This is a genomic window from Streptomyces sp. NPDC050264 (genome assembly GCF_040655895.1).
Taxonomy (GTDB): domain Bacteria; phylum Actinomycetota; class Actinomycetes; order Streptomycetales; family Streptomycetaceae; genus Streptomyces.
Map to the genome: position 1 here is coordinate 379412 of NZ_JBFAKV010000006.1, position 22724 is coordinate 402135.

22 protein-coding genes are annotated in these 22724 nt (G+C 70.5%); 17 read left to right on the forward strand and 5 right to left on the reverse strand.

All coding sequences use genetic code 11. From position 1 onward, the window contains the following. Positions 1-282: 282 nt before the first annotated feature. The 8 genes from AB0J02_RS13660 (at position 283) to AB0J02_RS13695 (ending at position 8167) form a co-directional block, all read left to right on the forward strand. On the forward strand, positions 283-477 hold the full coding sequence (locus AB0J02_RS13660) for a ferredoxin (RefSeq protein ID WP_363193804.1): 195 nt from the start codon (positions 283-285) through the stop codon (positions 475-477). Beyond that, positions 474-1700 (forward strand): FAD-dependent oxidoreductase, encoded by a 1227-nt coding sequence (locus tag AB0J02_RS13665; RefSeq protein ID WP_363193805.1) that lies wholly within the window; start codon positions 474-476, stop codon positions 1698-1700. The genes AB0J02_RS13660 and AB0J02_RS13665 overlap by 4 nt, the downstream gene beginning before the upstream one ends. 24 nt (positions 1701-1724) lie before the next feature. Continuing rightward, a complete protein-coding gene (locus AB0J02_RS13670) occupies positions 1725-2531 on the forward strand; it encodes an acetoacetate decarboxylase family protein (protein WP_363193806.1) in 807 nt (268 codons plus the stop codon). A gap of 64 nt (positions 2532-2595) precedes the next feature. Next, on the forward strand, positions 2596-4089 hold the full coding sequence (locus AB0J02_RS13675) for an aldehyde dehydrogenase (RefSeq protein ID WP_363193807.1): 1494 nt from the start codon (positions 2596-2598) through the stop codon (positions 4087-4089). Next, positions 4082-5017 carry a 3,4-dihydroxyphenylacetate 2,3-dioxygenase gene (locus AB0J02_RS13680; RefSeq protein WP_363193808.1) on the forward strand — a complete coding sequence of 312 codons (936 nt, stop codon included), beginning with the start codon at positions 4082-4084 and terminating at the stop codon, positions 5015-5017. The genes AB0J02_RS13675 and AB0J02_RS13680 overlap by 8 nt, the downstream gene beginning before the upstream one ends. A gap of 13 nt (positions 5018-5030) precedes the next feature. Continuing rightward, positions 5031-5876, forward strand: a complete 846-nt coding sequence (locus AB0J02_RS13685; RefSeq protein WP_363193809.1) for a fumarylacetoacetate hydrolase family protein — start codon at positions 5031-5033, stop codon at positions 5874-5876. A gap of 66 nt (positions 5877-5942) precedes the next feature. After that, positions 5943-7445 (forward strand): aldehyde dehydrogenase, encoded by a 1503-nt coding sequence (locus AB0J02_RS13690; RefSeq protein WP_363193810.1) that lies wholly within the window; start codon positions 5943-5945, stop codon positions 7443-7445. After that, a complete protein-coding gene (locus AB0J02_RS13695; protein WP_363193811.1) occupies positions 7442-8167 on the forward strand; it encodes a gamma-glutamyl-gamma-aminobutyrate hydrolase family protein in 726 nt (241 codons plus the stop codon). The genes AB0J02_RS13690 and AB0J02_RS13695 overlap by 4 nt, the downstream gene beginning before the upstream one ends. Before the next feature lie 24 nt (positions 8168-8191). On the opposite strand, the gene AB0J02_RS13700 is transcribed toward AB0J02_RS13695, so the two are convergent. The 3 genes from AB0J02_RS13700 to AB0J02_RS13710 all read right to left on the reverse strand — a co-directional run bounded on the left by AB0J02_RS13700 (position 8192) and on the right by AB0J02_RS13710 (position 11528). Continuing rightward, positions 8192-8764 (reverse strand): MarR family transcriptional regulator, encoded by a 573-nt coding sequence (locus tag AB0J02_RS13700; RefSeq protein WP_363193812.1) that lies wholly within the window; start codon positions 8762-8764, stop codon positions 8192-8194. 98 nt (positions 8765-8862) lie between these two features. After that, on the reverse strand, positions 8863-10137 hold the full coding sequence (locus tag AB0J02_RS13705) for a cytochrome P450 (protein WP_363193813.1): 1275 nt from the start codon (positions 10135-10137) through the stop codon (positions 8863-8865). A gap of 35 nt (positions 10138-10172) precedes the next feature. Continuing rightward, on the reverse strand, positions 10173-11528 hold the full coding sequence (locus tag AB0J02_RS13710) for a glutamine synthetase family protein (protein ID WP_363193814.1): 1356 nt from the start codon (positions 11526-11528) through the stop codon (positions 10173-10175). Between the two features lie 307 nt (positions 11529-11835). Here AB0J02_RS13710 and AB0J02_RS13715 point away from each other — a divergent pair, with 307 nt between their 5' ends. The 9 genes from AB0J02_RS13715 (at position 11836) to AB0J02_RS13755 (ending at position 20754) form a co-directional block, all read left to right on the forward strand. Beyond that, the gene (locus AB0J02_RS13715; protein WP_363193815.1) at positions 11836-13311 is read left to right on the forward strand and encodes an APC family permease; all 1476 of its coding nucleotides are present in this window, start codon (positions 11836-11838) and stop codon (positions 13309-13311) included. A 37-nt stretch (positions 13312-13348) separates the two neighbouring features. Continuing rightward, positions 13349-14080 carry a gamma-glutamyl-gamma-aminobutyrate hydrolase family protein gene (locus tag AB0J02_RS13720; RefSeq protein ID WP_363193816.1) on the forward strand — a complete coding sequence of 244 codons (732 nt, stop codon included), beginning with the start codon at positions 13349-13351 and terminating at the stop codon, positions 14078-14080. 94 nt (positions 14081-14174) lie between these two features. Continuing rightward, positions 14175-14795, forward strand: coding sequence for a cysteine hydrolase family protein (locus tag AB0J02_RS13725; RefSeq protein ID WP_363193817.1), 621 nt, complete (start codon positions 14175-14177; stop codon positions 14793-14795). Positions 14796-15312: 517 nt separating this feature from the next. Continuing rightward, on the forward strand, positions 15313-16788 hold the full coding sequence (locus AB0J02_RS13730) for an aminotransferase class V-fold PLP-dependent enzyme (protein WP_363193818.1): 1476 nt from the start codon (positions 15313-15315) through the stop codon (positions 16786-16788). 17 nt (positions 16789-16805) lie between these two features. Next, positions 16806-18335, forward strand: coding sequence for a hypothetical protein (locus AB0J02_RS13735; RefSeq protein WP_363193819.1), 1530 nt, complete (start codon positions 16806-16808; stop codon positions 18333-18335). 66 nt (positions 18336-18401) lie between these two features. Continuing rightward, a complete protein-coding gene (locus AB0J02_RS13740; protein ID WP_363193820.1) occupies positions 18402-18836 on the forward strand; it encodes a hypothetical protein in 435 nt (144 codons plus the stop codon). Positions 18837-18890: 54 nt separating this feature from the next. Then, on the forward strand, positions 18891-19733 hold the full coding sequence (locus AB0J02_RS13745; protein ID WP_363193821.1) for a hypothetical protein: 843 nt from the start codon (positions 18891-18893) through the stop codon (positions 19731-19733). A gap of 14 nt (positions 19734-19747) precedes the next feature. Further along, positions 19748-20182: a hypothetical protein gene (locus AB0J02_RS13750; protein ID WP_363193822.1), complete on the forward strand. Its 435-nt coding sequence runs from the start codon at positions 19748-19750 to the stop codon at positions 20180-20182. A 14-nt stretch (positions 20183-20196) separates the two neighbouring features. Continuing rightward, positions 20197-20754 carry a hypothetical protein gene (locus AB0J02_RS13755; protein ID WP_363193823.1) on the forward strand — a complete coding sequence of 186 codons (558 nt, stop codon included), beginning with the start codon at positions 20197-20199 and terminating at the stop codon, positions 20752-20754. A gap of 80 nt (positions 20755-20834) precedes the next feature. Here the strand turns inward: AB0J02_RS13755 and AB0J02_RS13760 are convergent, their stop codons facing one another. After that, positions 20835-21038, reverse strand: coding sequence for a cold-shock protein (locus AB0J02_RS13760; RefSeq protein WP_363193868.1), 204 nt, complete (start codon positions 21036-21038; stop codon positions 20835-20837). A 173-nt stretch (positions 21039-21211) separates the two neighbouring features. Continuing rightward, the gene (locus AB0J02_RS13765; protein ID WP_363193869.1) at positions 21212-22522 is read right to left on the reverse strand and encodes a glycoside hydrolase family 18 protein; all 1311 of its coding nucleotides are present in this window, start codon (positions 22520-22522) and stop codon (positions 21212-21214) included. Positions 22523-22724: the final 202 nt, after the last annotated feature.

Consider the following 22724-nt stretch of genomic DNA (forward strand, 5'->3'; position numbering starts at 1 on the left):
GGACCTTCTGTACGGGTAGCGCCTTCTGCGACGTGGGCGGAGCCGGTCTCGAACACGATCGGCGCGACGGGCCGCGCAGGCCAGTCGACCTCCGCCATGTGGCGGTGCCGGGCCGCGATCCCCCCGCCGGAGCCGGTCCGGTGGGTCAACGAGGTCGACGACACGGGCTATTGACCGGGGTCGCGTCGCTTCCTATGTTGTTTGAGGTCAAACGATTTGCGGCCGAGCGAAATGCGTTGCCTCGGCACAGTCAGCCAGTCAGTCAGTACGGGAGGGCCGGCCATGAAGGTCGTCGTCGACAGGAACAAGTGCCAGGACCACGGTCAGTGCGTCTTCGCCGCACCCGACGTCTTCGCCTTCGACGACGCCGGACACCTGGCCTACGTCCCCGACCCCGACGACGCGCTGTCCGACGAGGTCGAGGAGGCCGCCGACGTCTGCCCGCTCCAGGCCATCCGGATAGTGGCCGGGCCATGAACGCACCGGTCGTCGTGGCCGGCGCGTCCATGGCGGGGCTGCGCGCCGCCGAACAGCTGCGCGCGGCCGGCTGGGGCGGACCGGTCGTCCTCGTCGGGGACGAACCGCACATGCCCTACAACCGGCCACCCCTGTCCAAAGAGGTGCTGGCGGGCAAGGCCCCCTTCGCGTCGCTCGCCTTCCGGCCGCGCGCCAGCGTCTCGGACGTGCGGTGGCGCCTGGGCACCCGGGTTGTCGGGGCCGACCTGGACCGGCGCGTCGTCGAGCTCGACGACGGGAGCGTCCTGCCGTACGGCGGTCTGGTCGTGGCCACCGGTATGCGCCCACGGCGGCTGCGCTGCCCCGGCCCGCTCGCCGGTCGGCACACCGTCCGCACGCTCACCGACGCGCGAGGCCTGCGGGAGGCGCTGACCGGGCCGGGCGCGCGGGTGGTCGTGGTCGGCGCCGGATTCATCGGCTGCGAGGTGGCCGCGACCGCGCTGGCCCTCGGCGCGGCCGGGGTCACGGTCGTCGACCCGCTGCCGCTGCCCATGGTCGCGCCCCTGGGCGAACTGCTCGGGACGGCGCTGCTCGACCGCCACGAACGGCGCGGTGTGCGGTTCGCCCTCGGCACCGGAGTGACCGCCTTCGAGGGCCGCGACCGGGTCACCGGCGTGGTCCTGGCCGACGGCACGGCCCTCGCCGCGGACGTCGTGGTGGAGTCGGTCGGATCCCTGGCCAACACCGAGTGGCTCGACGGCAACGGCCTCGACCTCACCGACGGCGTCCTCACGGACGAGCACCTGCGGGCCGGCGGCCGGCCGGACGTGGTCGCCGTCGGCGACATCGCCCGCTTCCCCAACGCCCGCTACGACGACGTCCCGCGCCGCGTCGAACACTGGTCCATCCCCACGGACACCGCCAAGCACGCAGCCAAGGTGCTCACCGCGCAGCTCACCGGCACCGACACCGGGCTCGCGCCGTTCGCGCCGCTGCCCACGTTCTGGAGCGACCAGCACGACTTCCGTCTGCAGTCCTTCGGCGCCCCCGGCCTCGGCAAGGACGACGTGCGCGTCCTGTACGGGGACCCCGACGGGGACGTCCTCGCCGGCTATCACCGGGACGGCCGGCTGGTCGGCGTCGTCGCCCTCGGCGGCCGGACCGTCGTGGCAGCCGCCGCCCGCTACCGCGCCGAACTGCTCGAACGTCCCGTCCCTACCGCTCGACCCGTCCGATCCGCTTGATCCGCTCGATCCTGAGGAATCCCTGTGACCGGTGTCCGCGGATACTTCCACCCCAAGACGGCGACGGGGGCCGCGTCGCTCATCCCCGCCCCGCCGTGGCGCTACTCCGGCGACCTGCTCACCGTCGAGTACCGCACCGACCCCGCCCGGGTGGGCGAGTTGCTGCCCGAGCCGCTGCGGCCCGCCGGGGAGGACCCGGGCGCCGTCGCGCTGATCTGGGCCGACTGGCAGTCCTGCTCCGCATCGGGCCAAGAACTCCTCGACCCGGTGCTCGCCCAGTACAAGGAGGCGTTCGCGGTGGTCCGTTGCACCTACCGGGGACGGACGTACACGCGCTGCGTCCACATCTGGGTGGACAAGGACTTCGCGATCGCCCGGGGCCTGCACCAGGGGTATCCGAAGAAGCTGGGCTCCATCCACCAGACCCGCCCGCACCCCTACGGGCCCGCCCCGCGCATCGGGCCCGGCGCCCGCTTCGGCGCCACCCTCGCCGCCGCCGACCGGCGCCTCGCCCAGGCCGTTGTGACCCTGCGCGAACCGTCCCCGACCAACGGCTTCGTCAACGCCCACCCCATGGCCCACCACCGCTGGCTGCCCTCCGTCGAGAAGGGCAAGGGCCTGGCGCTCGACGAGCTGATCGAGTCCGGCGCCGCCTCCTTCGAGGGCGGGCAGCCCTGGACCGGCGACGCCGACCTGGAGCTGTTCGAGGCGCCCACGGAGGAACTGGCCCGCCTCGAGGTCCGCGAGCCGATCGCCGCGTACTACCGGCAGGTCGGCGTGGTGTGGGACGGGGGCCGCCTCCTGGAGTCGGGGACCTCCGGCGCCGAGTGAGCTTTCGGCAACCAGGTCAATTGCACCGGAGCTTGAGGACTTGAGGACTGAGGGGCCTGAGGACATGAGCGGACACATCACCACTGTCGCCGGAGTCGCCGTCGACACCCGGCACTGGATCGGCGGCCGACGGACCGCCTCCGCCGGGACCTTCAGCGACGTCTCGCCCATCGACGGCGCCCCCCTCGGCGAGGTGGCCCGGGGCACCCCCGCCGACGCCACGGCGGCCGTCGCCGCCGCCAAGGAGGCCTTTCCGGGCTGGGCCGCCACCCCGCGCGCCGAACGCGCCCGCATCCTGCGCGCCATCGCCGACGGCGTGGACAAGCGCGTAGAAGAACTGGCCGTGGTGGAGACCACCGACAACGGAGCCCTGCTGCGCTCCCACCGCCGGGGTGTCATGCCCAGGGTCGCGCACAACTTCCGCTTCTTCGCCGACCACTTGCTGAGCCTCGGGCACGAGGACTTCACGACCCACGCCGGCGGTGGCGCCCACGAGAACCACGTCAGCTGGGACCCGGCCGGACCCTGTGTGCTGATCACCCCATGGAACGCGCCCTTGTTGCTGGCCACTTGGAAGGTGGCACCGGCCCTCGCCGCAGGCAACACGGTCGTCCTCAAGCCCGCCGAGTGGTCCCCCTTGACCGCCTCACTGCTCGCCGACATCGCCGCCGGGGCCGGTCTGCCGCCCGGGGTCCTCAACGTCGTCCAGGGTTACGGCGCCGAGATCGGTGACACCCTCACCGCAGACCCGGACGTGCGCCGGATCAGCTTCACCGGATCCGTCCGGACCGGCAGGCGCGTCGCCGCGTCCGCCGCCGCCCATCTCACGCCGCTCAGTCTCGAACTCGGGGGAAAATCACCCCTGTTGGTCTTCGCCGACGCCGACCTGGACCTGGCCGCAGACCTCGCCGTGGAGCAGTACGACAACGCCGGGCAGGTCTGCCTCGCCGCCACCCGCATCCTGGTCGAGGAGGCGGTCGCCGAGGAGTTCACCCGCCGCCTGACCGAGAAGGCGGCGCGACTGCGGCAGGGCGACCCGCGGGACGAGGGCACCGACATCGGCCCCACCATCCACCCCCGCCAACTGGCGCGGATCGACGGCCTCGTGCGGCGCGCCCTCGTGAGCGGCGCCCGAGCGGTCATCGGCGGCCACCGCCACGCCGAGCGGTACTACGCCCCGACCCTCCTCACCGGCGTCGCCCAGGACTCCGAGATCGTCCAGGAGGAGATCTTCGGACCCGTACTGACCCTGCAGACGTTCACCGGCGCGACCGGGGCCCAGGCCGAGGCCGAGGCGGTGCGGCTGGCGAACGACACCCGCTTCGGGCTGGCCGCCACCCTCGTCACCGGCGACCCCGAGCGGGCCCGGCGCGTCACCGCACAGCTGGTGGCGGGCACCGTCTGGGTCAACTGCTTCTACGTCCGCGACCTCCGCGCCCCTTTCGGCGGCTCCCGCCACTCCGGCGTCGGCCGCGAGGGCGGCACCTGGAGCTTCGACTTCTACTGCGACCTGAAGACCACCGTCACCGGGCCGAAGGGATGGCAGGACCATGGGTGAGACCGTCGGGGCGGGCCTGCTCGCCCACGTCCCCACCATCGTGCTGCCCGAGGCCGACCGCCTCGAGCTCAACGAGGGCAAGGAGAGCACCCTCGTCACCGGCCTCCGGCAGCTGCGCGCCGACGTCTTCGAGAGCGACGACTACGACACCGTGGTCGTCCTGGACTCCCACTGGTCCACCACCGTCGAGTTCGTGGTCACCGCACAGTCCCGCCGGGCCGGGCTGTTCACCTCCGAGGAACTGCCGCGTGGCATGTGCCGCATGCCGTACGACTTCCCTGGCGACCCCGAACTCGCCCTGAACATCGCCTCGTTCGCCGACGCACAGCACACCTGGATCACCGCGATCGACGATCCGTACCTGCCGATCTACTACGCCACCACCAACCTGTGGAAGTTCCTCGGCGAGGGCCTGCCGGACAAGCGGTGGGTGACCATCGGCGTCTGCCAGACCGGCGACATGGAGGACCATCTGCGGCTCGGCCGCGCACTGGCCGACGGCATCGCCGCGACCCCCGGACGCAGGGTGCTCCTGATCGCCTCCGGCGCCCTCTCGCACACCTTCTGGCCGCTGCGCGAGCTGCGCGCCCATGAGGCGGGCGACCCGGTGCACATCTTCACGCCCGAGGCACGGGCGGCCGACCGGGAGCGCATCGCCTGGTTCAAGGAGGGCCGCCACGACAAGGTCCTGGAGGGCATGGACGAGTTCGGAAAACACCGGCCCGAGGCGAAGTTCTCCCACTACCTGATGATGGCCGGGGCTCTCGGCGAGCAGGCGTGCGTCGCGAAGGCCCGCCAGTACGGCGCCTACGAGAACTCCATCGGCACGGGCCAGGTCCACCTGTGGTTCGACCGCCCGGCGCACGGCTGGACCGGCACAGGACCGCCCGCGCTCGCCGCTCCCCGTACCCCGCACAGCCGTACCTAGGGAGGTTCCCGCCATGACCGAGCACCGCCGCATCCTTCTGGACGGGGCAGCAGTGGAGACCGTCCGCGACGGAGACGAACTGATCGCCGGGGACGGGCGCCGGGTGAAGGCGGAGGAGGCGACGCACCTGCCGCCGGTCGTGCCGTCCAAGGTGATCGCCGTCCACCTCAACCACCGCAGCCGGGTGGCCGAGTTCGGCGTCCGGCTGCCCGCCGCACCCACCTACTTCCACAAGCCGACCTCGGCACTGAACTCCCACAAGGGCGCGGTCGTGCGCCCCGAGGGCTGCAAATGGCTCAACTACGAAGGGGAGGTCGCCCTCGTCATCGGCAGGACCGCGCGCAACGTCTCCCCGGCCGAGGCGGGCGGGTGCATCGCCGGCTACACCGTGGCCAACGACTACGGCCTGCACGACTTCCGGGACACCGACGCGGGCTCCATGCTCCGCGTCAAGGGCTCGGACACGCTGTGCCCGCTGGGCCCAGGACTCGTCACCGGGTGGGACTTCCACGGCAAGAGGCTGCGCACCTACGTCAACGGCCGAGTCGTCCAGGACGGTTCCACCGACGAGATGAACTGGGACATGCACTACCTCGTCGCCGACATCGCCCGCACCATCACCCTGTACCCCGGTGACGTACTGCTGTCCGGCACGCCCGCGGGCTCCCGGCCCGTGCACCCCGGCGATGTCGTCGAGGTCGAGGTCGAGGGGCTCGGCCGGCTCGTCAACCACGTCGTCACGGGGCCCACCGCCATCCGGACCGACGTCGGCGCCCAGCCCACCGAGTCCGAGGAGGTGCGCTCCACCGCGCTCGGCGGCGACTGGGAACTCCGCGGCGTCAGGCCACCGAAGCGCTGACCGAGAAAGCCGCTGCTGACCGAGAACCCGTTCATCCGGCTTCACCGACGTGGTCCGGAGGACCGCATGACTGTCGTCACGCACGTCGTCACGCACGAGGACTGGACCCGCCGCGCCAAGGCGCTCGAACCGATCGGCACGCATCTGATCGACGGCGTTGACGAACCCGGCGGCGGCAGCACCTACCCGGCGCTCTCGCCCCGCGACGGCCGGACCCTGGCCGAGGTCGCCGACGCGGGCCCCGCCGAGGTCGACGCCGCCGTCACCGCCGCGCGCCGGGCGTTCGACGACGGCCCCTGGCCGCGGCTTGCCCCCGCCGACCGCGGCCGGGTCCTGATCCGCTTCGCCGACCTGCTGGAGGAACGCCGGGCGGAGCTGGCGCTCACCGTCAGCCTGGAGATGGGCAAGCCCGTCACCGAGGCCCACGACATCGAACTCCGGGCCGTCAGCGCCACGTTCCGCTGGTACGGCCAGCTCGCCGGCAAGCTCACCGACGAAGTACCGCACACCGCGCCGGACGCCCTCGCCCTCGTCACCCGGGAGCCGTCCGGCGTCGTGGGCGCGGTCGTCCCCTGGAACTTCCCGCTGACGCTCGCCGGCTGGAAGGTGGCCCCGGCGCTCGCCGTCGGCTGCACCGTCGTGCTGAAGCCCTCGGAGCACGCACCGCTGTCGGCCGCCCTGTTGGGACGTATCGGCCTGGAGGCCGGACTGCCACCCGGCGTCCTCAACGTCGTCAACGGCGTGGGCCCCGTGGCGGGCCGGGCCCTCGGCCTGCACCCCGGCGTGGACGTCCTGGCCTTCACCGGGTCCACCGCCGTCGGCCGCCACTTCCTGCGCCACTCGGCCGACTCCAACCTCAAGCGCGTCTGGCTGGAGCTGGGCGGCAAGTCGCCCAACATCGTCCTCTCCGACGCCCCCGACCTGGCGCAGGCCGCGGCCACCGCCGCCTGGGGCATCTTCTTCAACCAGGGCGAGATGTGCACCGCGCCCTCCCGTCTCCTCGTCCACTCCTCCGTCGCCGAACAGGTCACCGAGGCCGTCGTGGCGCGGGCCCGCGCTCTGCGGGTGGGGGACCCGCTCGACCCGGCGACGGAGATGGGCGCCCTGGTCGGTGAGGGCCATCTCGACCGGGTCCTCGGCCATGTCCGTACCGCGGTCGAGGACGGCGCCCGCCTGCTCACCGGCGGCGCGCGCACCCTGACCGGGACCGGCGGCGTCTACCTCGAACCGACCGTCTTCGACCGGGTCGCGCCGGACAGCCGCCTCGCCCGCGAGGAGGTCTTCGGACCCGTGCTCGCCGTGCTCCCCTTCGACACCCTCGACCAGGCGGTCGCCCTCGCCAATGCCACCGAGTACGGGCTGGCGGCCGGGTTGTGGACGTCCGACCTGACCACCGCCCTCAAGGTCTCCCGCGCCCTCAGGGCCGGCACGGTGTGGGTCAACTGCTACGAGGAGGGCGACCTGACCGTGCCCTTCGGCGGCATGAAGCAGTCGGGCTCGGGACGAGACAAGTCCGCCCACGCGCTGGAGAAGTACACCGAGTTGAAGACCACCTGGATCCAGTTGTGAGCCCCCGCCCGCTCATCGCGATCCCCGCCCGCTTCTCCGCCGTCAGCTCCGGCCTGCCCGACGTGGCCGAGGTCAGCGCCCGCGCCCTGATCGAGTCCGTGTGGCGGGCGGGCGGCGAGCCCGCGGGCCTGCACCCGCACGCTCCCGGGGGAACGGCCGATCCCGGCGAGGTCCGCGCCCGCCTCGCCCGCTTCGACGGGGTGCTGCTCCCCGGTGGCGGCGACATCGCCCCGTACCGCTACGGGGCGGGGCACACCCACCGGACCGTGTACGACGTGGACGACGAACAGGACGCGTTCGACCTGGAGAGCGCGCGGCAGGCCCTCGAGGGCGGGCTGCCGCTGCTGGCGGTCTGCCGCGGCCTCCAGGTGGTCAACACGGCGTTGGGCGGCACACTCCACCAGGACATGGACGGTTCCGAGCAGGGGCACCGGCACGTCCGGCAGGCCGTCTCCTTCGCCCCCGGGTCCGCGCTGGCCCGTATCACCGGGACCGACAAGGCGGAGGCGTCCTGCTATCACCATCAGCACGTGGACCGGCCGGGGGACGGGCTGCGCGTCACCGCTCGCGCCGCCGACGGCACCGTCGAGGCCCTCGAACGCACGCGGGGCGACGGCTGGTTCCTGGCCGTGCAATGGCATCCGGAGGACACCGCGCACGAGGATCCGGTCCAGCAGCGCCTCTTCGGCGCGCTCGTCCTCGCGGCGCACCGAAGCGGCTGAAGCCTGTCTTCGAACGACCGGCTCTCAGTCCCGGGCGCGGCGTCCGCTGCGGCGCGGCGTCGGCTCCGCGCCGTTCAGCAGCGCCCGCCGCCGTCTCTCGCCCTCCTCCTCGACCTGGAGCACCACGCGCCGCAGCCCGGCGGCGAGGTCACGGCACTCGGCGTCGCTCAGCCGCGAGGTGACGAAGGCCTCCTCCTCGTTGAACGCCGGGAACACCTCGCGCATGAACTCCTCGCCTTCCTCGGTGAGACCGAGCAGTACGAGCCGCCCGTCGCCGGGATGGCCGGTGCGCCGCAGCAGGCCGCGCGACTCCAGGGTGCGGGCCACCCCCGTCAGGGTGCCCTTGGAGATGCCGGCCTCCTCGGCGACGTGCCGGGTCTCGGACTCGCCCCAGACCCACACCACCCACAGCACCACGAAGGCGGTCCAGGTCAGGTCGGAGCCGCGCAGCACGGAGTTCTCCAGGTGCTGGCGGACGGCGGACGCCGCGCGGTAGATGTTGGCCACCGCCGCCATCTGCTCGCGCCGGATGGGAATGCCGCCGAGTTTCGCCTCGGCGAGGCTCTCCGCCTGGCTGATGGAGCGCTGGCTGGGCACGGGCGTTCCTCCGCAATCGTCACGGGTCCCGTGCACACCGCAGGACCCACGGTCGTCCGGGACCGAATCATACGGGGGCACATCCGCGCGGCCCGCGGTCAGTTGAGCGTGACCGTCACGGGCAGCTCCTTGACGCCGTTGACGAAGTTGGAGCGCACCCGGCGGACCGGCCCGCTGAGGCGGACGTCCGCGAGGCGCGGGATCAGCTCCTCGAACATGATGCGGATCTCGGTACGGGCGAGGAGGTTGCCCAGGCACAGGTGCGGGCTCGTCTTGCCGAAGGTGACGTGGTCGTTGGGGGCGCGCGTCACGTCGAAGGCGTACGGATCGGGGAAGACGTCCTCGTCGCGGTTGCCTGAGGCGTACCACATGACGACCTTCTCGCCCCGCTTGATGTGCTTGCCGCCGAGCTCGGTGTCGCACGTCGCGGTACGCCGGAAGTGATAGACGGGGGAGGCCCAGCGCAGGAACTCCTCGACGGCGGCCGGGACGAGGCCGGGGTCCCGGCGGAGCCGGTCGAGCTGCTCGGGGTGCTGGGTGAGGGCCAGCATGGTGTGGCTGATGGCGTGGCGCGTCGTCTCGTTGCCGGCGACGACCAGGAGCAGGAAGTAGTTGTCGAAGTCCTGCGGGGAGAGCGGCACGCCGTCGCGCGGGGTCTCGTTGACGAGACGGGTGATCAGGTCGTCGCCGGTTCCCCCCTGGCGCCGCCGCGCCAACTCGCGTCCGTAGGCGAAGACCTCGGTGGCGGCGGGGGAGCGGAAGGGCAGGTCGCGGTAGCGCTCGCTGTCCGGGTCGTCGAGCAGGACGTCCGCGTAGTCGGGGTCGGTGTTGCCGATGAGCCGGTTGCCCCAGTCGATGAGCTGCCGGTTGTCCTCGGGCGGTACGTCGAGGAGGCGGGCGAGGACGTTGATGGGGAAGTCGGCCGCGACGTGGGTGACGAAGTCGAAGGTGCCGAGCGGCAGCGCCGCGTCCAGGGTGCGGGCGGTCAGACCGCGCAGGAAGTCGGTGTACCGGCTGATCACGCTGTGCCCGAACTGCCGTTGCAGCAGGGCGCGCAGCGCGCGGTGCCGGGTGCCGTCGAGTTCCAGGATCGAGGCGCGCTTGGCGATCTGGTCGTCGTCGACCTCTTCCAGGTTGACGAACCGGGTCGAGGTGAAGGTGTCCGGGTCCCGGTCGACGGCGACGATGTCGTGGTGCCGGGTGAGCGCCCAGAATCCGGAGTTGGGCGCGGTCTCGGGCTGCCAGTGCACCGGGTCCTGATGCCGCAGGGTGTGGAACATGCGCCACGGCTGCAGGCCGTCGGTGAAGCGGTCGAGGTCGGTGAGGTCGACGTCGTCGAGGGGTACGGGTTCGACCGGCGCGAACGCTGTCATCGCGGGCTCCTTGGCTCCGTGGGGGATGGTCCGGATCACAGGTGGTCGGCGTACTCGGTGAACTCCCAGTCGGTGACGTGGCTGTGGAAGCGGCCGACCTCGTCGCGCTTGTAGGTGAGGTAGGCGGTGACGAAGTCCTTGCCGAGGAGGTGCGTGAGGGCGGTGTCCGCCTCCAGCGCGTCGAGCGCGGCGGGCAGGCTCATGGGCAGCAGCGCCGCCCTGGCGGTGTCGTACCCGTATCCCTCCAGCGGGGCGGGCGGCTGTGCCGCGTCGACCACACCGAGCAGGGCTGCCGCACAGGTGGCGGCGATCAGCAGGTACGGGTTGGCGGCGGCGTCCCCGAGCCGCAGTTCGAGCCGGGCGCCCGCGCCGCGCTCGGGCGGGACGCGGACCATGGCGCTGCGGTTGTCCAGGCCCCAGTCGATCAGCCAGGGGGCCAGGGTGTCGGGGCCGAACCGCTTGTAGGAGTTGACCGTCGGGTTGAGCAGCGCGGCGAGCGCCGGGGCGTGCGCGAGCAGGCCGGCGACGGCGTACCGGGCGGTGTCGGACAGGCCGTACGGGCCCGCCGGGTCGTCGAAGCTGTTGCCGCCTTCGCTGTCGGTGCACGACAGGTGGAGGTGGAAGCCGGAGCCGCCCGCGTCGTTGAAGGGTTTGGCCATGAAGGTGGCCAACCGGCCTTCTCTGCGGGCGAGTTCCTTGACGGCGGACTTGAGGCGGAACGCACGGTCGGCGGCGTCCAGCGCCTCGGAGTGGCGGAGATTGATCTCGAACTGCGCCCCGTCGAACTCGTGGTTCCCGGTGGTGACGCCGATGCCCAGGTCGCGCAGCGGGCGCAGGGTGCGCAGCAGATGGTTGTCCGGGTCGGCGCGCAGGCCCGCGGTGTACACGGCGCCGCTGGTCGTGCTGTAGCGGCGCCAGCCGCCGGGCGCGAGCGGGTCCGCCTCGCAGAGGAAGTACTCGAGTTCGGGCCCGGCCACCGGGTGCAGACCGTGCTCCGCACACCGCGCGAGCACCGTGCGCAGCAGGTCGCGGGGCGATTCGGGGGCGGGCGCCCCGGTCCTGGCGTCGGTGACGTCGCCCAGGCAGGAGGCCACCCCCGGCTCCCACGGCAGCGGGGTCAGGGTGCTGAGGTCGGGCCGGACCAGCATGTCGGGCAGTCCGGCGTCGAGTCCGCCGGCCACCGGCACCACTTCGCCCCGCGGGGTGGTGTGGTAGACGGCCCGGCAGAAGGCGAGCCCGTGTGTACAGGCCGTCGGCAGATGGTCGAGCAGTACGTCGCGGGCCCGGTCCGTGCCGAGCAGATCGGGATAGACCACCCGGACCACATCGATGCCCGCCTCGATGAGTCGTTCGGTGTGCCGGCGGAGCTGGGAGGGGTCGTGTGCGCTCACCGCTGCCTCCTCGGGCAGTTGGGAACGGGGCCGCGACGTGGCCCGGGCGAGGCTGCCGCCCGCCGCTTGTTTGAGGCCAAACGGTATGTCGACCGTAAGGACGCCGACCGCCTCACCGCAAGACCGGCGGGTCAACTCGCCGTAATACAACGGGGATTGACCCCGCGGAGGCACTCCCATATGTTGTTTGATGCCAAACGAATATGGTGAGCCCGAGTGTTCCGGTCCGTACCGCGCCCGGTCGTGCCCGGTGACGCGGTCGAGCCCGACACGGCACCACCCGCGCACCGACCACCGAGGAGCTGGGATGACGGCCGAGACCCCGCGACGCCCCGTCGCCGAGCGGCTCAGGCCCGACGCCCTGGGAGTCGTCGGTGTCCTCTTCCTCGTCCTGTCCGCGCAGGCCCCGCTGACCGGCATCGCCGGCGCCGTGCCACTGTCCGTCGCGCTCGGCAACGGCCCCGGCGTCCCGGCCGCCTACGTCGCCGCGGGCGCGGTCGTCCTGCTGTTCTCCGTCGGCTTCGTCGCGATGAGCCGGTACGTCGTCGACCCCGGCGCGTTCTACACCTACATCGGCAAGGGCCTCGGCCGGACCGCGGGAACGGGCGGCGCCGCCGTCGCCCTCTTCGCGTACTGCACCATCCAGGCGGCGATGTACGGGCTCTACGGCGCGACCGTCGCCCACCTCCTGCGGGCGCACACCGGCATCGACGTGGCGTGGTGGGTGTGGGCTCTTCTCACCATGGCGCTGGTGCAGGTCCTCGGGGTGACCGGCATCGACATGGGCGCCCGGGTGCTGGCCGTCCTCGTGGTCGCCGAGACGAGTCTCCTGCTGGCGTTCGCCCTGGTCACGCTGGTACGCGGGGGAGGCCCCGAAGGACTCGGCATCACGGAGAGCTTCTCCCCGCACGCCGCGCTGGACGGCGCGCCCGGCGTCGCCATGATGTTCGCCGTCGCGTCCATGTTCGGCTTCGAGGCCACCGCCATCTACGGCGAGGAGGCCCGTGCCCCGCACCGGACCGTGCCCCGCGCCACCTATCTGTCGATCACGCTGATCACCGCGTTCTTCGCCCTCACCTCCTGGATGGTGATCTCCGCCCACGGCGCCTCGCGCGCCACCGGCGCGGCCGGCCGGGCGCTGGAGAGCGGGGACTCCGCCGCGTTCGTCTTCCGGCCGATCGCGGGCCTGTTCGGCGGCTGGGCCGGGGGACTGCTGCCCGTCTTGCTCGCCACCTCCCTCTTCGCGGGCATCCTGGCCTTCCACAACTCGGCCAACCGCTATCTGTTCGCGCTGGGCCGCGAACGCCGCCTCCCGCACGCCCTGTGCGCCCTGAACCGGCGCGGCGCCCCCTGGGCCGCCGGACTCGTCCAGACGGCCGTCGCGGTACTGCTGGTCGTGCCGTTCGCGCTCGCGGGCAGAGACCCTGTCGTGACGCTGTTCTCCTGGTTCAGCGGCGTCGCCGTCCTCGCGATCATGCTGCTGTACTTCCTCACGTCCGTGTCCGTGGTCGTCTTCTTCCGTCGCGCGCGTCTGGACCGCAGGCTCTGGAACACCGCCGTCGCCCCCGCTCTGGGCGCCCTCGGCATCGCCGGGGCGATCTTCCTCGTCCTGGCCAACCTGACCACCCTCATCGGCGGCGACCGCACCACCGCCACCTGGCTCGCGCTGACCGTGCCCGCCGTCTGGCTCCTGGGCGCCGTCGCCCACCTCGTCCGCCGCCCGAGCACACCAATGGCCGCGCCCGCGCGTCCCGCCCTCCAGAAGGACCCGCCCGTGACCTGAACCTCCGTGCACCGAACTCCCCCTCCGAGGAATGCTCGTGAACCGTCCCCCCCGTCCTCTCATCGCCATCCCCGCGCGCTTCGCCGTCTCCACCTCGGCGCTGCGCCACGCCGCCGAGGTCGTCGCCCGCGGTCTGGTCGAAGCCGTCTGGCGGGCGGGCGGCGAACCGGTGACCCTCCATCCGCACGCCCCCGGCGGGAGCTGCGACCCGGCGCTCGTCGCGGACCGGCTGTCCCGCTTCGACGGGGTCCTGCTGCCGGGGGGCGGCGAACTGGCCGCGAGCCGCTACGGAAACGCGCGGACCTACGGCAGCAAGTACGACGCCGACGCCGAACAGGACGGCTTCGACCTGGCCGTGGTCCACCACGTGCTGCGCACCGAACTGCCGCTGCTGGCGATCTGTCGCGGCCTCCAGGCCGTCAACGTGGCGCTCGGCGGCACTTTGCAGGAGCATCTGGCCGGCTGGCGCCGCGAACACCACAATCTCGTCCACCAGGTCGCCGTCCAGCCCGCCACACTGCTCGAACTGAGCATGGGTGCCCAGGTGGTGACGGCGTCCTGCCTCCACCACCAACGGGTGGACCGCGTGGGAGCCGGACTGAAGGTCACCGCGCAGGCGGCCGACGGCACCCGCGAGGCCCTCGAACTCCCGCACCGGCGCGCCTGGTTCGCCGGTGTGCAGTGGCATCCCGAGCACACCGCCCCCCACGACCCGGCCCAGCAGGCCCTGTTCGAGGCCTTCGTCCGGGCCACGGGGGCGGCCCGATGACCCTTTCCGACGTGTACCGAACCCGACGCGGCCATCACTTCCGATGCCGCCCCGCACCATTCACCCGCTGCCCCAATGGAGGGGAAGACTCACCATGAAACGTGCCCTCGTGGTCATCGACGTCCAGAACGAGTACCTCACGGGCGCCATGCCGATCTCCTACCCGGCCCCGGCCGAGAGCCTGGCCAACATCGCCGCGGCCATCGACACCGCCGCACAGGAAGGCGTCCCGGTCGTGGTCGTCCAGCACGCCGCCCCGGCCGGCTCGCCGGTCTTCGCCCGGGGCACGCACGGTTTCGCCCTGCACGAGGTGGTCGCCTCCCGCCCGTACAGCCATCTCGTGGAGAAGACCCTGCCCTCCTCGTTCGTCGGTACCGACCTCGACGCCTGGCTGCGGCGCGAAGGCATCGACACGCTCACCATCGTCGGGTACATGACGCAGACCTGCGACGAGTCCACCACGCGCGACGCCGTCCACCGCGGCTACCGGGTCGAGTTCCTCTCCGACGCGACCGGCACGATGCCCCTCTCCAACCGGGCCGGAACCCTGACCGCCGCGGAGATCCACCATGCCGTGCTGGTCGTCATGCAGACGTTCTTCGCCTACGTGGCCACCACCGCGGAATGGATCGGCGCCCTCCGTACCAAGACACCGCTCGGCCGCCCGGACTTTGCGGCCGCTACTGATGCGGGGCAAGTAAAGGCCGACGGCTGATTCCTCTGTCCATCAGGGCCCCGGCGAGCCACGCCGGGGCCCTTCGGCATGTGAAGCGCTTGAATCTCGAATACGTGTCCTAGGTGTTGATAGTCCCTGGCCGGAAAAGCGCGCCATGAAAGACGCTTCGAGGCCGGCGGGCAACGACGTCGGCGCCGACGGTCGGGAGCCGGCGGCCTGGCAGAAAACGGCTCTCTGCCGCAGCGGCCCATGCGCGCGCGGTGCGGCAGCCGCCTGCGGGTTCCAGCGCGATATGCAGCGGAATCCGTAATTCTCCCCTGCCCGAATCCAGCGCACGAGGTCCCTGCCCTTTCCGTGGGGCGCGGACACGTGCATGACAGGGCCACGGTTCTCCGGCGAGGCGATCGGGCCAAATTCAAGGCGGCAGAAGGGGAATTGTATGTTTCCCTGCTGCGGGGATCTACGGTGGTGCAGTTCCACCGCTTCTTAGTCGTCGAAGTTTCGTTGCGCTCTGAATCATCCAGTAGCCGGTAGGGAATGTGCGGAGGAGACCCCTGTGACGGAATCGCTGCAGAGTGGGCTGTTGCTCGAGGCATTCGATGTACAACTGTTCCGGGAAAGCGCCGAATCCGTCCTCGCCAAGCTGGAGAAGCACTTGGCCGATCTCGCGATCCGCGGCCTGGAACTCGTCGACCCCGCGCAGCTGACCCGGGCGGCCAGGGCGCTCATGACCGAGGAGCGGGAGCGGCCGGCCGCGTTCGACGAGGGGCGGCTCGCGGAGATCGTCGATCTCTACGTCAGGACCGGCATCCAGGTCCACTCGCCCGGTTATATGGGCCGGCAGTTCTCCAGCGTCGTCCCGCTCTCCGGTGTCGTCGACTTCGTCAGCTCCGTGGTCAACCAGCCCTCGTCGTTCTACGAGGCGGGCCAGCTGCCCAGCGTCGCCGAACGGATCATGGCCGACGAGCTGAACAGGTTCATCGGATTCGAGCCCGGCACGTTCGCCATGGTGACCACCTCCGGCGGTTCGCTGGCCAATCTGACCGCTCTCCTCACGGCCCGCAACAGGGCTTTTCCCGGCGTGTGGGCCCGCGGCGGCTCGGCGATCGACGGCCCGGCCAGGCCCGCTCTCGCGGTCGGCGCCGACGTCCACTACAGCGTCGCGCGGGCCGCGGGCATCCTCGGCATCGGCGAGGACCGCATCGTCCGTCTCCCGCTCGACGCCGAACGGCGCATCGACGCCTCCCGGGTCCGCCCCGCCCTGGACGAGGCGGCCCGGCAGGGCCTCGACGTGTTCTGCCTGGTCGCGTCGGCGGGCACGACGTCGGTGGGCGCGTTCGACCCGCTCGACGAACTGGCCGCCGTGGCGCGCGAACGCGATCTCTGGCTGCACGTGGACGGCGCCCATGGCGCGAGCCTGCTGGTCTCCGACGAACTGCGCCACAAATTGCGCGGCATCGATCAGGTGGACTCCCTGGCCTGGGACGCGCACAAGATGATGTTCGTGCCTGCCCCGTGCACACTGCTCTTCTACCGCGACCGGGAACGCAGCCGCGGAGCATTTCGGCAGACCGCGAGCTACGTGTTCGACGAACAGCCCAGCACCTATACGGAACTCGACAGCGGGGACAAGAACTTCGAATGCACGAAGCGCCCTATGATCATGAGTCTGTGGGTGACCTGGGCGATGTACGGAAGGGCGCTCTTCGCCGAGAAGATCGAGTACCTGTGCCGGTTGACGCGGTACGCCCACGCCCTACTCGAGGAGCAACCGGACTTCGAGACACTGCACTACCCCGAGGCGAATATCATCTGCTTTCGATATCGGCCGGAATGGATTGACGAGACCGAACTGGCCGCGTTCCAGGTGGATATCAGGAATCGGATCAAACAGCGCGGGCAATTCTTTATATCGAAAGTCGACGTGGATGGAGTGGCCGCCCTTCGTGTGGTCATGATGAACCACCAGATCACGACCGAGCACTTTCAGATGCTTCTCGATGAGGTACGGAAGGCAGGAAAGGCACAGTGACTGACTCGCATGTGGCCATGGCATCACCCGCCGACATCCACTCCATGGTCGACCGGCTCATTCCGGACGGGGAACTGACTCCCCAGACCCCCGATGCGGTGACGCTACTGCCGCCGTTCGCCGCGAAAATGCGCGAATGCGAACAAATTTTCCGGCAGCCGTACAGCGAGCTGTCCCACGAGATCCAGGACGCCCTGGTGCTGCGCAGGCTGCAGCAGATGATCCACACCATCCAGCTCAACCCGGTCTGGCGCGCCCGCCTGGAGGCCGCCGGGGCGGCCAAGGCCCCCGACAGCTTCGAAGCCTGGCAGCACGTACCGCTGTCCGACAAGGAGACCCAGCGCGACCTCTTCATGGGCTCACGTGACGGTCTGGTCGTACCGCACGACCGGGGCGGGTTCGAGGTCGTCGCCAGCGGTGGGACCAGCACCGGCAGCCCCCTGGAGACCGTGTACTCCCTGCGCGAACTGCGCGACACCTACGAGGTGGCCGGCCGGTTCCTCGGCGAATACCAGCTCAGCGACCGCCTCGCGGGCGGCGACCCGAAGTGGCTGCTCACCACACTCGCCGACTACCAGATGTGGAGCAGCGGCACGATGGTCGGCGGTGTGCTCCAGAAGGTGCCGGGCGTCAACTACATCGGAGCGGGACCCGTCACGGCCCCCGTCCTGGAACACCTCTTCTCCTACCGGGGCCCGAAAGCACTGATGGGCATCTCGGCGGGCATCGCCATCCTCGCCGAACTCGGCGCCGGGATGAGCCGGCAGGCCAGGGAGAGCTTCCGGGTCGCCCTCTACGGCAGCGGTGTGCTGTCGCAGCGCAACCGGGCCGAACTGAAGGCGCTCTACCCCAACCTGGCGATCCTGAGCTACTTCGCCGCAACCCAGGCGGAGACCATCGGACTGCAGCTGGACGAGGAGAGCCCCGTCCTGACCGCGGTCCCCGGCCTGCACCTCATCGAGATCGTCGACGAGGACGGGTTCTGGGTCCCCGAGGGCGCGGAGGGGGAACTGGTCGTCACCCGGCTGCACGCCCACGAAGCGCCTCTGCTGCGCCTCAAGCTGGGCGACCGGATGGTCCGCAGGCCCCGGCTGGACGGCCCCGGCCCGAAGGCCCAGCAGTTCGAGTTCGCCGGCCGCACAGGCGACATCCTGCACCTCAACGACAGCCAGTACTCCGCGGCCCGCGCGTACGGCGCGCTGTGCGACGAACTGAAGACGGCCGGCGTGGTGGACCTGGACCGGTCGGCCCACGAGGTCCAGTTCGCCAATCACCGCGAGAACCGGACCATCACCCTGTACGCGGCCGTGGACGACGTGCTCGGGCTGACCTACCGCGTCGACTCCATGCTCGGCCCGCAGGGACTGCAGCAGGTGTTCGTCAACGCCCTGCCGCGCTCGCTCTCCCTGTTCAACGACGGTGAGGCCAACCCCGCGTCGATCGCGAAGACGGGCTACAGCCTTCAGGTCAGGTTCGTGTCCCGCCACTCACCCGACATCGAGCGCACAGCGGTCGGCAAGGTGCCGCTGGTCCGTGACCATGCCTGATCCGGCGACCAGGAAGGAGACACCTGACCACCGCGTCACCCCCCAGATATCACGCAGGAGGAACGAGTGGCATACAAGCAGCAGGTCAACATAGTCGCCGTGGTCGACGTCATCGGCGCCCTCTCCGGAGGAACCCTGCTCAACGGAAATCTCTGCATGATGGACAACAGCGACCACGACAGCACCGGACAGGGAACGTCCCACCTGTGCACGGTCGTCCGCCCCGGCCAGGTCGTCCAGTGGACCGTCCTCGCCGTCGACCTGCAGACACCCGTCGAGATCAGGAACATCACCTTCCTCGGCCCGGACGGCGGGGCCACGCCCACCGAGCGCCTTTCGGGCAACGGGGACGGCGACAAGCTCGACCTGGCGCACTGGGCCGGCATGGTCCCGCCGTCCCTGACCCCGGGAACGCCCTACAAGTACCGCCTGGAACTCCAGATGTACGAAGGCGCGCACAGCGTGCTCCACGTCGACTCACCGGCACTGATGGGCGCGTGAGCGGACGATCGGCTCGGAGCGACAGGCGACAACCCGCAACGACGAGGTGGAAGCATGGCTCAACAGCTGGCGATCATCGTGCTCGTGGACATCGGCAACGCGCTGAAGGCCAACACCCTGCAGGACAACACCTACCTGTTCGACAACATGAAGCTGCACGGCTCGACGGGGCAGGGCACCGGTGATCTGGTGACCGCCATCCACGGTGCCTACTGGCGCGACGGGTCACAGGCCACGGAGCAGGTGCTCAACTGGCTGCCCTACAGCCTGGGTTCCATACCCCCGACCGTGCCGCGCGGTTACGAGGCCGACCGGGCCCGGCAGAGCGACTCCCAGGCCCTCGCGGAGCTGGACGCGCTCACGGCCAAGCCCGGCAGCACCGGCTCCGACCCCGCGGCCGAACTGAAGGAGATCCGCAAGGCGGTCGGCACCCGGGTGAAGACCACCCGGCGTACCAAGGGCCGGCTTTCGGGGCAGAAGCTCCTCGACGTCACCGGTGAGGTCGTCACCGACGCCACCGCGGGCGCGTTCAGCTACCCCGGCCCCGTGATCACCGACATCTACGGCCAGGCCGTCGACGAGAAGATCATGTACCCCGCGGAGTACGGCTCCCCGGACCTGGTCACCGACGGCTGGTACTGGTCCGCCACCGTGGACTCCTCCCGGCCCGGCACGTACGCGTACACGATGCGCATCCAGCTCCACAAGCTGGTGCAGCGGGGCAGCGAGACGCTGTGGGAGCCGGTGAACATGACCTGCGAGTCCAAGCTCAAGGTCACCACCGAGCCCAAGCACAACGGCTTCACCGGCGCGGGCCTCGGCCGGCTGCCCATCGAGTCGTCGTCCAGGGGACCCGCGTTCGCGCAGGGATCCGGTCCGCAAGAAGCCACCGCGTAACCGAGGAGCGGTAGATGACCACCAAGAAGAGGTCGGAGAACGGCATCGACAGGCGACCCATCTCGATCACCGCCGTCGTGGACTGCGTAGGCGCTCTCGCCACCGGCACCCTGCAGGGCAATCTGTACTTCTACGACACCAACAAGGCCGGCGGTTCCACCGGGTTCGGCACCGAACAGCTGCGCACCCGGGTCAAGGCCGGTGACCAGCTGCTGTGGGGCGTCCTCGCCCTGGAGTGCGAGGCGTATCTGGCGATCGACGGCATCGAGATCGACCACGCCCTGGTCGAGCCCGAGCGCAAGGTCTACCCCGGCACCGATGTCGCGTACTGGATCGGGACGGTGAAGAAGGACGCCGTCGGGGAGATCGCCTACCAGCTCAAGTTCAAGGTGGGTTCGCGGGACGAGGCGATCACCACCGGCACGCTGTCCCCGAGCCTTGTCGGCTAGTTCCAGGAGGAGCGATGAGTACCAGCACCATCGGCAGGGCCGTCGAGCAGAAGCAGAACCCCGGCCAGCTGAACTCGGTCCAGCTCAACATCGTCACTCTGATCGACATGGAACGGGCGGCGGCGAGCGGCTCACTCGACGAGTCGATGTTCATGATGGACAACAGCATCGGCGGTGACGGCCAGGGCACCAACCACCTGCAGACGGTCTGCAAGCAGGGGCAGGTGCTGAACTGGATCGTGCGGCCCATCGACATGGAGAAGCGGCTCGACAACACCTGGCCGCCCATGCCGAAGATCAACAGCATCGTCTTCCTCGACACGGAGTCGGGTGACGAGGAGGACGTGGCGGAGCGGAAGATCTTCACGGAGCTGAAGATCTACGGTGCGCCGGACCGGATGCGCGACAAGTTCACCCCGGTGTACTACTACTGGGCGGGCACCGTCCTGAGCACGGCCAAGCCCGGCCTGTACCGGTACCGCCTCGTGCTGGAACTGGAGCAGGAGAACACCAGGGACAAGCTGTACCTGAACACCCGCGAACACCCGTCGATCCGCGTCCTGGCGGTGTGAGCCGAACGTTCTGAGACCCGGCGCAGCGGGGCGGTCACCTTTACGTGACCGCCCCGCTGTGTCAGTGGTGCCGTGATGGCTCAGCCGCGGACGATGTTCTCGGCCTGGGGGCCCTTCTGGCCCTGGGTGATGTCGAAGGTCACCGTCTCGCCCTCGACGAGTTCACGGTAGCCATTGCCGGAGATGTTGCTGTAGTGGGCGAACACGTCAGGTCCGCCACCGCTCTGCTCGATGAAGCCGAAGCCCTTTTCGGAGTTGAACCACTTCACGGTGCCGCTGGCCATACTGCTGTCCTTCATCTTCTCTCGCCCGGCTCGGAGACGGGCTGGGATGTGGTGAGCCTGCCCATGATCGTGGACACGCCCTGCACCGTCCTACCCCCGTTCGAACGCCGTCACACCAGCTTGACGAGAAGTCCGGAATTCGGTGCGCGTACGCGTGCACACCCCGAGCGTGATCAGCGCCCGAGCGCCCGGTCCACCGTGCGGACCAGTTCCCCGTCCGGGGTGTCGCCGTCCAGGGACCAGAACATCGCGCCGCCCAGCCCCTTGCCGCGTACATAGGCCGACTTCTGGCGCAGGACCTGCGGGTCGTCGTAGGTCCACAGGGTCGTGCCGTCGAAGAGCCAGGCATGGCCGGCGCGGCGATCCCTGTGCAGCTGGTAGGTACCCGAACCCGCCCACGCCTTCAGCTCTTTGTAATCCGCGTAGCCGTCGGCCCACTGGGCGGGCGCCGGCGCGGTGGCTGGCAGGCCCAGGCCGTCGCCGCCACCGGTGACGCCGGTCCAGCCCTGCCCGTAGAAGGGCATGCCGACGACGAGCTTGCGGGCGGGGGCGCCGCGGCGCAGCCAGGCCTCGACCGTGCCGTCGACGCTGAAGTCGTCCCGGGCGTAGAGGGCCGACTGCTGGGCGGTCGTCTTCTCGCCGCTGACGTGGAAGTCGTACCCCTGCAGGTTGACGAAGTCGAAGTCCTTCATGATCTTGCGGACCTCGAAGCCCGCGTCGATCTTCGCGGGAGCCGTCGGGACGAACGCGGAGAGCTCGTAGTGCTTGTGCTTCGTGCGGCCGTACGCGTCGAGCTGCTTGCGGAACTCGGCCACCAGAGCGGTGTAGTTCCGCTTGTCCTCGGGCCGGTACACGGTGTCCGTGTCGCCCTCGGAGCCCGGCCACTCCCAGTCGATGTCGATGCCGTCGAAGACGCCGGCCGCCGCCCCCTGGCCGCCGCGGGCGCCGTCCTCGGGGAGGTTGCCCTTGATGTACAGGTCGATGCAGGACGCGACGAAGGCCTTGCGGGAAGCGGGGGTGCGGGCCGCGTCCGAGAAGTGCGTGGACCAGGACCAGCCGCCGAGCGAGATCATCGCCTTGAGACCGCGGTTCTCGGCCTTCAGCTCGCGCAGCTGGTTGAAGTTGCCCGCGAGGGCCTGGGTGCCGGTGTCGGCGACGCCGTCGACGGAGTTCTCCGCGTCGAGCGGGCGCTGGTAGTCGGCCCACGGATCGGACTCGCCCGGAACGTTGCCCATCAGGCACTTGCCGTCGGGGCTCGCGTTGCCGAAGGCGTAATTGAGGTGGGTGAGGCGGGCGGCCGCGCCGCTCTTCTTGAGGTCCTGGACCTGGAAATCCCGGCCGTAGACGCCCCATTGGGTGAAGTAGCCGACGCGCCGGAGCGAGTCCTGATGGCCGCCGTGGGCGGACGCGGCGGGCGCGAAGGCCCCGAGGAGCGAGAGCGAACTGACGGCGACGGCCGCCCGGGTGAGAAGTCTTCGGCGCAGGCGTGCGTGCATGGGCGGGCTCATTCCTGTGAGGTGGCCAGGAGAGGTGGCGAACAGGTGCGTACGGGTCAACCGGCGTGCACGCACGTGAAGTTATTGGTCTGGACCAAAACGGTCAAGAGGGTGGATCGATGACGCGGCGGGCGCCGAACACGGCGGCGGAGCCCGGCACGGCTGGATTGTCAGTGGTGGACGGCAGGAT

Excerpts from the sequence above, each read along its gene's own strand:
- AB0J02_RS13750 (WP_363193822.1), top strand. The coding sequence starts at position 19,748 with ATGACCACCAAGAAGAGGTCGGAGAACGGCATCGACAGGCGACCCATC.
- AB0J02_RS13680 (WP_363193808.1), top strand. The coding sequence starts at position 4,082 with ATGGGTGAGACCGTCGGGGCGGGCCTGCTCGCCCACGTCCCCACCATC.
- AB0J02_RS13735 (WP_363193819.1), top strand. The coding sequence starts at position 16,806 with ATGGCATCACCCGCCGACATCCACTCCATGGTCGACCGGCTCATTCCG.
- AB0J02_RS13660 (WP_363193804.1), top strand. The coding sequence starts at position 283 with ATGAAGGTCGTCGTCGACAGGAACAAGTGCCAGGACCACGGTCAGTGC.
- AB0J02_RS13755 (WP_363193823.1), top strand. The coding sequence starts at position 20,197 with ATGAGTACCAGCACCATCGGCAGGGCCGTCGAGCAGAAGCAGAACCCC.
- AB0J02_RS13665 (WP_363193805.1), top strand. The coding sequence starts at position 474 with ATGAACGCACCGGTCGTCGTGGCCGGCGCGTCCATGGCGGGGCTGCGC.
- AB0J02_RS13745 (WP_363193821.1), top strand. The coding sequence starts at position 18,891 with ATGGCTCAACAGCTGGCGATCATCGTGCTCGTGGACATCGGCAACGCG.
- AB0J02_RS13715 (WP_363193815.1), top strand. The coding sequence starts at position 11,836 with ATGACGGCCGAGACCCCGCGACGCCCCGTCGCCGAGCGGCTCAGGCCC.
- AB0J02_RS13690 (WP_363193810.1), top strand. The coding sequence starts at position 5,943 with ATGACTGTCGTCACGCACGTCGTCACGCACGAGGACTGGACCCGCCGC.
- AB0J02_RS13685 (WP_363193809.1), top strand. The coding sequence starts at position 5,031 with ATGACCGAGCACCGCCGCATCCTTCTGGACGGGGCAGCAGTGGAGACC.
- AB0J02_RS13760 (WP_363193868.1), bottom strand. The coding sequence starts at position 21,038 with ATGGCCAGCGGCACCGTGAAGTGGTTCAACTCCGAAAAGGGCTTCGGC.
- AB0J02_RS13725 (WP_363193817.1), top strand. The coding sequence starts at position 14,175 with ATGAAACGTGCCCTCGTGGTCATCGACGTCCAGAACGAGTACCTCACG.
- AB0J02_RS13675 (WP_363193807.1), top strand. The coding sequence starts at position 2,596 with ATGAGCGGACACATCACCACTGTCGCCGGAGTCGCCGTCGACACCCGG.
- AB0J02_RS13705 (WP_363193813.1), bottom strand. The coding sequence starts at position 10,137 with ATGACAGCGTTCGCGCCGGTCGAACCCGTACCCCTCGACGACGTCGAC.